Annotated in this window: 6 protein-coding genes; 4 read left to right on the top strand and 2 right to left on the bottom strand. The window is 54.7% G+C overall.

What is annotated here, in order from left to right; genetic code table 11:
• Window positions 1-197 precede the first annotated feature (197 nt).
• The 4 genes from I9W95_RS05700 (at window position 198) to I9W95_RS05685 (ending at window position 5060) form a co-directional block, all read left to right on the top strand.
• On the top strand, window positions 198-1259 hold the full coding sequence (locus tag I9W95_RS05700) for a virulence RhuM family protein (RefSeq protein ID WP_225672758.1): 1062 nt from the start codon (window positions 198-200) through the stop codon (window positions 1257-1259).
• Between the two features lie 80 nt (window positions 1260-1339).
• Complete coding sequence (locus tag I9W95_RS05695) at window positions 1340-2236, top strand: hypothetical protein (RefSeq protein ID WP_225672756.1); 897 nt, start codon at window positions 1340-1342, stop codon at window positions 2234-2236.
• A 531-nt stretch (window positions 2237-2767) separates the two neighbouring features.
• The gene (locus I9W95_RS05690; RefSeq protein ID WP_225672754.1) at window positions 2768-3628 is read left to right on the top strand and encodes a lipase family protein; all 861 of its coding nucleotides are present in this window, start codon (window positions 2768-2770) and stop codon (window positions 3626-3628) included.
• A 109-nt stretch (window positions 3629-3737) separates the two neighbouring features.
• On the top strand, window positions 3738-5060 hold the full coding sequence (locus tag I9W95_RS05685; RefSeq protein ID WP_225672752.1) for a YncE family protein: 1323 nt from the start codon (window positions 3738-3740) through the stop codon (window positions 5058-5060).
• Here the strand turns inward: I9W95_RS05685 and I9W95_RS05680 are convergent.
• Together I9W95_RS05680 and I9W95_RS05675 are read right to left on the bottom strand one after the other, a co-directional pair.
• On the bottom strand, window positions 5050-6420 hold the full coding sequence (locus I9W95_RS05680; RefSeq protein ID WP_225672750.1) for a heavy metal sensor histidine kinase: 1371 nt from the start codon (window positions 6418-6420) through the stop codon (window positions 5050-5052). The genes I9W95_RS05685 and I9W95_RS05680 overlap by 11 nt on opposite strands.
• The gene (locus I9W95_RS05675) at window positions 6404-7090 is read right to left on the bottom strand and encodes a heavy metal response regulator transcription factor (RefSeq protein WP_225672748.1); all 687 of its coding nucleotides are present in this window, start codon (window positions 7088-7090) and stop codon (window positions 6404-6406) included. Before I9W95_RS05675 ends, I9W95_RS05680 begins: the two co-directional genes overlap by 17 nt.
• Window positions 7091-7159 lie beyond the last annotated feature (69 nt).

Here is a 7159-nt window from a genome sequence, read left to right as displayed (position 1 = left end):
AATCGCTTTATTATCGAATTTGGTGACCGCCTGAACGGTCACCTGTAATGGGGTGGGCAGTTACACAGATTTATTTACAGGCTCAATGAGAACTAAACATAAACCCACTTTTGTATCAAACTATATTTTCGATAAAACTAGAGTTCTACCTAACACTCCCTAGTTTTTAATCAAACTTTATTTAAAAGTTGATCATAATGCATTCAAAAATAGAAGATTTATTATCAAACTTTAATTCAAAGCCACAGCCACAAGCACCAAACGGTGAATTTCTGCTGTTCGCCTCCGATGACGGCCGGGTACGGATCGAATGCCGCTTTGAAGGTGACACCCTGTGGCTGTCGCAGGCGATGATCTGTGATCTGTATGGCAAGGCAAAAGCAACCATCAGCGAGCACATCAAGAACATCTTTGAAGACGGTGAGTTATCCGAAGATTCAGTTGTTCGGTTTTACCGAACAACTGCCGCCGATGGCAAAACATACAACGTGCAGTACTTCAGCCTGCCCATGATTCTGGCCGTCGGTTATCGCGTCCGCTCTACCCGTGGCACCCAGTTCCGTAAATGGGCAACCCGAACGCTTCAGGAATACCTGGTTAAAGGCTTTGTCATGGATGACGAACGGCTGAAGAATCCGCCGGTCGCTAATTCCATCGTTCCTGATTACTTTGATGAACTGCTGGAACGCATACGAGATATCCGTGCCAGCGAACGGCGAATGTATCTGCGTGTGCGTGAGATTTTTGCACTGGCAGCCGATTACGAACCATCGTTGAAAGACACGACCCGCTTCTTCCAGACAATTCAGAACAAGCTGCATTACGCCTGCTCCGGACGAACAGCACCAGAGCTCATCTACCAACGTGCCGATGCATCAAAACCCAATATGGGGCTAACCACCTTTAAGGGTAGCGACGTACGCAAAGGTGACGTGACCACCGCCAAAAACTATCTGAGCGAAAGCGAAATCAAAGAACTCAACCGGATTGTGGTGATGTGGCTGGATTTTGCCGAAGATCAGGCAAGCCGTCGTCAGCAGGTTTTTCTGAACGACTGGCAAGACAAACTCGATCAGTTTCTGCAATTTAACGATCGTGATGTTCTCGAAGGTACAGGCACCATTAGTAAGAAACAGGCCGACCTGAAAGCCCAAACAGAGTATGACCGCTTCTCTGAAGAAAGACGTCGAATTAAAGAGCAGCAAGGTGAGCAGTATATTTCCGATCTTGTTCAGTGGACCCCGCCTGAGAAGAAATAACCCAGCGGGTTAGCCTGCTGCCTAATCAGCACCAACCTGATAAAGTTAACAGCATCAGCTCGGACACACAGGGAAGTTTCATGTCATTCCAGATCGCCAACCTGCAAAGCGAAATCCAGAACCAGCGCCGCTGGCTGCGTGATGCTCAGGATGCCGCCAAACGTCATGCTCGCGCCGCTGACAACGCTCGCCAAAAGGCGCAACAGCTTCAGCAAGCACTGACCCAGGCCAATGAGAAATACCAGTTCCAGAAAGCCTTTTCCGATGAACAGCTGGATACCATCAAGTACCTTGCAGCCCGCTCTGCTGAGCCGGGTAACGAGGGCCTGCGCGAGTTCAGCTTTAAGCTGTACCTGCTGGAGTTGTGCGGCGCACCGTATGAACAGGGCCTGCGCGGTTGTGGCGGTTATCACTGGCTGGACTCCCTGCGAATGGGTCTTTATCGGACCCCTGCGCGTGCTCTTAACCGGGAAGAAATGCGATTGATCAACCTCAAGCTGATGGTGCGAGCGGAGTTTTACACCTTTGCCAAGATCACCAAGAAGCTGAATGCCTTTCAGGGCAAGGTACTGGAAGCGCTGACCTTTGGTTCAGATGAGTACCCGCAGCTGCGCGACCCACGTTTAGTAGAGGTTGTGGTACGAGAAGTGAAGGCGCATAACGAGTGGATAGCGCAGCTGGAAGGAGCGGAAGAAGGCGATCTGCGCTTGCAGCATGATTGGGAAGCGGAGCGTCTGGCGTGGTGGAAGGAGAATGCGGCGTACCTTGAGGCAACCCATACAGTGCCTTTGTTTAAGGCGATGTTGAAGGAAAATCCGGCCATCCGGGTTGACGACTTTCATGCGGCAGGCCGGATAGCGCGGGATGCGGGCTGGCATATTAACCGTATGGAGCCATCCAAATATTACACTGCCAATACAGTTGCGGCGTTTTGGGATGCCCCCCACTCCTTCTGCCCGCAGGAAGTTATGCTTTAATCGCCAGCCTTTCCACTATCCTTCGTACTCTTATCCTCCCCCTGCTTGCCAGGGGCAGGCAAAGCGTTGTCACTGTCCTTCCCTTCATCCTCCCCCTGGTTGCCAGGGGCAGGCAAATCGTTGTCATTGTCCTGCTTAGGGTCTTTGCCTGCATTGGCAGGGCTGGCAGGGTTAGAAGCGGAGTTATCGTCCTTGTCGCCCTGATCTTCGCCCTTGTTCTTTTTCTTGTCGTCCTCTTTGAGGTTATTAGTGTTTTCTTTATCGTCATTGCCGCCGCCGGGTCGAACTAAAGCGCCGCCGACGCCGCCAGCGCCGGAAGAAACGAGAGCAGCAATAGCGTGTTTGCTGTCATTTTCATCAGAGCCAGGAGAGCCAAAAGAAGCACTAATGACGTTATTAATGAAAGCAGGAATTTCCCAAGAGAGTGAAAAGGACTTGTAGGTAACCCAGACTGGCGTGAAGCGAACTTTTCAAACGCTGCAAAGTCCCTTATAAACCGTTTCGCCCATTACCTCGCCACAGAAGATAACCATGAACTCTCGTGTATTCATTCTGCTGAGCCTTCTGTTCAGCAGCCTCACATTTGCCGCCACCGACTTCGCCACCATCCAGAGCTACGGCCAACTGGCGGCTGATACCTACCTGCCGGAAACGGAACTGGAAGACCAGCTGAAAAGTCAGGGGCAAACGCTGGTGCATCAGGCGGTTATGGCTGAGTCTCAGGTGAGCTACTTCCTCAGTTCAACGGACGATATGCAGACCATTGCCGTGCGCGGTACTGCCAATCTGACCAACGCCATGGTCGATCTGGATATCGAGTTTCAGCCGGATGAGCAACTGGGTATTACCCTGCACAAGGGTTTTAAAACCAGTGCGGCGGCGGTGTATGCCGATGTAAAACCGCATCTGGATAGCAGCAAGCCGATTACCGTTACCGGTCACAGCCTGGGCGGCGCCATTGCAGTCATTGTGGCGATGTTCTTAGAACAGGAGCAACGTACGCCTGCGCAGGTGATTACCTTTGGTCAGCCGAAGGTCACCAACGTTACCGGTGCCGGAGTGTTCGATGATATTCCCCTGACCCGCGTGGTCACGCCGAAAGACATTGTGCCGTTAGTACCACCTCTCAGCCCGCTGCAGATCAAGGATATGGATATCTACTGGCACATGGGTGAGGAAGTTATTCTGCTGGGCGAAGGCCAGTACTCACAAACCTCCGGGGTAAAAGCGATGCTGCGCGCTACCAAAATCATGAGTGCCCTGCCGGATGCCGACAATCTCGAAGCGCATAAAATGGATACCTACATGAGCCGCATTCAGACGCTGCAAACCGCGCCGGTTGAGGTGCCGTATAAAATGGAAATCAGCCTGTTTGGTCTGTCACTGAACTGACGGATCCTGTCCTCTGCGGTCAAACAATCTGGCCGCAGGGGTCGCTACGCCGACACAGCACTCGGGTATAGTGCCGCCTGATAACGATAAAAACGACAGGTCAGGTACTATGACATTACGCACTCTGGTTGCCGCCATCGCGCTGGCAACAGGCTCCGCGACAGCGCTAGCCGACGACACCCCCGTGAACCCTACCGTGGCACCGCAGGTAACCGATGCCGTTACTGAATCCACCCTGCACAGCCGTCGCGATGTTCCGGCCGATGCCCGCGAAGTGGTAGTGGTTGGTAACAACTGGGATGGCACCATTGATATCTACGATCCGCATACCTTCAAACGCATCAAAAAACTGAACGCGGTGCCGGACAAAGAACAGCGTCTTGAAGAGCTGAGCAGCAGCATCAAACGCTGGATTGTGTCGACCTTTATCAAGGAAGTGATTGGCGAAGGTAATCACCAGATGGTGGACGATATGTTCCCATCCAACGATGGCCGCTATCTGTTTATCTCGCGCCCGAGCTTTGCCGATGTGATTGCGTTGGATGTAAACAGCGGCGAGATCAAATGGCGTACGCCGGTGGAAGGCTCCCGCTCTGACCACTCCGCCATTTCGCCAGACGGCAAGGTATTCCTGGTATCGGCTTCTACCGCCGGTAAGGTGCACGCCATCGACACCGAAAACGGCGAGATCATTGGCGGTTTTGAGTCCGGCGATCAACCCCATGAAAACACCTATTCGCGCGATGGCAAACTGATCTACCACGCCAGCATCGGCAAGGTGTATGTACCGTTCACGACCTCATGGCTGGACTGGATTAAAGGCGATCGTTACTTCCAGATCGTTGATGCCCACAGCTATGAAATCCTGCAGCGCGTCGACATGGCCGACAAGCTGGAAGAGTTCGGTTTCCCCTGGGTCGACAGTGCCGTACGTCCGATGGCGGTAGCGCCGGACGGTAAGTTTGTTTACCTGCAGATTTCCTTCTACCACGGCTTCTTTGAATACGATGTTGAGCAACAGAAGATCACCCGTCGTATTGAGCTGCCGGTACCGGAAGAAATTCAGGCCATGAGCACGCGTGACTACCAGCTCAACTCCGCTCACCACGGTCTGGCGATGAACAGTGCGGGCACCAAGCTGTGCGTGGCGGGCACTATGTCCGGCTATGCTGCCATCGTCGACCGTGAAACCTTCGAGTATCAGACGGTACAGCTGTCCGAGCACCCGCTGGGTGCCAAGCCTTACTGGTCCACCGAAAGTGCCGATGGCAAAAACTGCTATGTATCGGTCAGCGAACAGGATCGGGTATCGGTGATTTCCTTCGATGAAGCGCGCGAGATTGCCAGCTTCCCGGTCGGTGATCACCCACAGCGCATCCGCACCGGGCATCTGATCATCGAGCAGCCTGCCGACCGTATCGTCAGCGACTAAGTTCGATAGTGAAACGGGTGGCCTGCGCGTCGGAGGTCACCCCCACCTTTCCGCCGTGGGCATCCACCACTGCCCGCACAATGGCTAACCCCAGGCCGGCTCCTTCCGACTGGCGCTGACGCGACGGGTCGGCACGATAGAAACGGTCAAACAGCTTATCCAGGTGCTCGGCGGCAATGACCTCACCAGGATTACTGACGCTGATTCTGACCCTGCCCTCTGTACTTTCTTCCAGCACGACGCTGATACAGCCACCGGCCGGTGTGTAGCGCAGAGCATTGGACAGCAGATTGGACAGTGCGCGGCGCAGTAAATGACGATCCGCTGCGACCTGAGCGGCCCCGTGCAGCGCCAGCGTAACACCCTGCTCTGCTGCCAGAGCCTCAAAGAATTCAAACAGCTCCTGCACTTCGTCGGCGAGATCCAGCGACTGGCGTTGCAGCGCCAGTAAACGGTTATCACTTTTTGCCAGCCACAACATGTCACCCACCATTTTGCTCAACCGTTCCAGTTCTTCGAGGCTGGAGTAGAGCAATTCATGATAGGTCGACGGCTCCCGCGGCTTACTCAGGGTGACCTGGATCTGGGTCATCAGGTTGGTCAGGGGTGTGCGCAGTTCGTGGGCTATATCGGCGGAAAAATGCGACAGCTGTTCGAAACTGTATTGCAGGCGCGCCGCCATTTCATTAAACGACAGAGCCAGATCACTGAGTTCCGGTGGCAGACTGTCAGGGTCGATACGGTTGTCCAGATTACTGCTCTGAGTGCTGCGCAGGTTACGACTGAAACCACGCAGCGGGATATGCCCCTGATAGATGGCGTAGGCGGCGGCGAGCAGCGTCAGCAGCGCCGTAGCCGCCATAATCAGCCACAGCGAATGGCGGAAACTGTGCAGGAAATGCAGATGAAAACCCATATCCACCGCCAGCGTCAGACGCTGACCGCTGACTTCCATTACCGCGCCGCGAAAGGTGTGATCGCCCACCTGCCAGGTGCGCAGGTTGTCCGCGGTGATGCGACTGACTGGCGCAATATCGGCCGCAGCGGCGGCAAAGCCCGCGCTGCTGGCCTGGTACAGCAGTTCGCCGGATGCAGCTTCTAACTGCAGTTCCACGCCATGATGGCCACTGAGCCAGGGCATCAGGCTGGTGTGCAGATCCGCTTCCTGCTGTGGTAACAGATTGAGCAGGCTGTCGGCGATAGCCTGCAGCTCACTGGCATCCTGCTCAGCAAAGTGATGGCGTACCGAACGCTCAATCAGGGTGATGTTCAGCATCAGACCCGCCGCAATCGCCGCACCGACAAACAGCAGCACGCGCAGGGTAAGGGAAATCGGCTGGTGTTTACTGGCCATCATCATCGCTGTCCAGTTTGTAGCCCATACCACGCACGGTATGAATCAGCTTGGTCGGGAAGTCGTCGTCGATTTTGGCGCGCAGGCGGCGAATAGCAACGTCGATGACATTGGTGTCAGAATCAAAATTCATATCCCACACCTGCGAGGCAATCAGCGAGCGCGGCAATACCTCGCCCTGGCGTCGTACCAGCAACTCCAGCAAGGCAAATTCTTTCTGACTGAGTGTAATACGCTGGCCAGCGCGGCTAACCCGGCGCTTGAGCAGGTCAAGACTCAGGTCAGCGACCTGCAACTGATCCGACTGCACCGGCACCGCACCACGGCGCAACAAAGTGCGAACCCGGGCCAGCAGTTCGGCAAAAGCAAAGGGTTTGACCAGATAGTCGTCAGCGCCTAGTTCCAGACCTTTGACCCGGTCTTCGACGCTGTCACGGGCGGTCAGAAACAGCACTGGCGTCTGTCGGCCGGCCTCGCGCAGGGCCTGCAGAATGCGCCAGCCATCGACATCCGGCAGCATGACATCCAGCAGCAACAGGTCGAAGTCTTCGGTCATGGCCAGATGGTGCCCATCCAGACCATTGCGTGCCAGCTGCACGCTGAAACCCGCTTCGCTCAGCCCCTGACGCAGATAATCACCGGTTTTCTGTTCGTCCTCGACCACCAGCAGCCGCATAGTTCACTCCTCAATCCGAATGGTCATTATGGCTGACACCGGCTGTCGCTTAAATGGCAGCAAGATTAC

This window comes from Thalassolituus marinus (assembly GCF_020320395.1).
In the GTDB taxonomy this organism is placed as follows: Bacteria; Pseudomonadota; Gammaproteobacteria; order Pseudomonadales; family Oceanobacteraceae; genus Venatoribacter; species Venatoribacter marinus.
This window is presented reverse-complemented; position numbering and strand designations above follow the sequence as displayed.

Bases quoted from the DNA above. Each gene is read 5' to 3' on its own strand.
- I9W95_RS05675 (WP_225672748.1), bottom strand. From the start codon at position 7,090: ATGCGGCTGCTGGTGGTCGAGGACGAACAGAAAACCGGTGATTATCTG.
- I9W95_RS05700 (WP_225672758.1), top strand. From the start codon at position 198: ATGCATTCAAAAATAGAAGATTTATTATCAAACTTTAATTCAAAGCCA.
- I9W95_RS05690 (WP_225672754.1), top strand. From the start codon at position 2,768: ATGAACTCTCGTGTATTCATTCTGCTGAGCCTTCTGTTCAGCAGCCTC.
- I9W95_RS05685 (WP_225672752.1), top strand. From the start codon at position 3,738: ATGACATTACGCACTCTGGTTGCCGCCATCGCGCTGGCAACAGGCTCC.
- I9W95_RS05680 (WP_225672750.1), bottom strand. From the start codon at position 6,420: ATGATGATGGCCAGTAAACACCAGCCGATTTCCCTTACCCTGCGCGTG.
- I9W95_RS05695 (WP_225672756.1), top strand. From the start codon at position 1,340: ATGTCATTCCAGATCGCCAACCTGCAAAGCGAAATCCAGAACCAGCGC.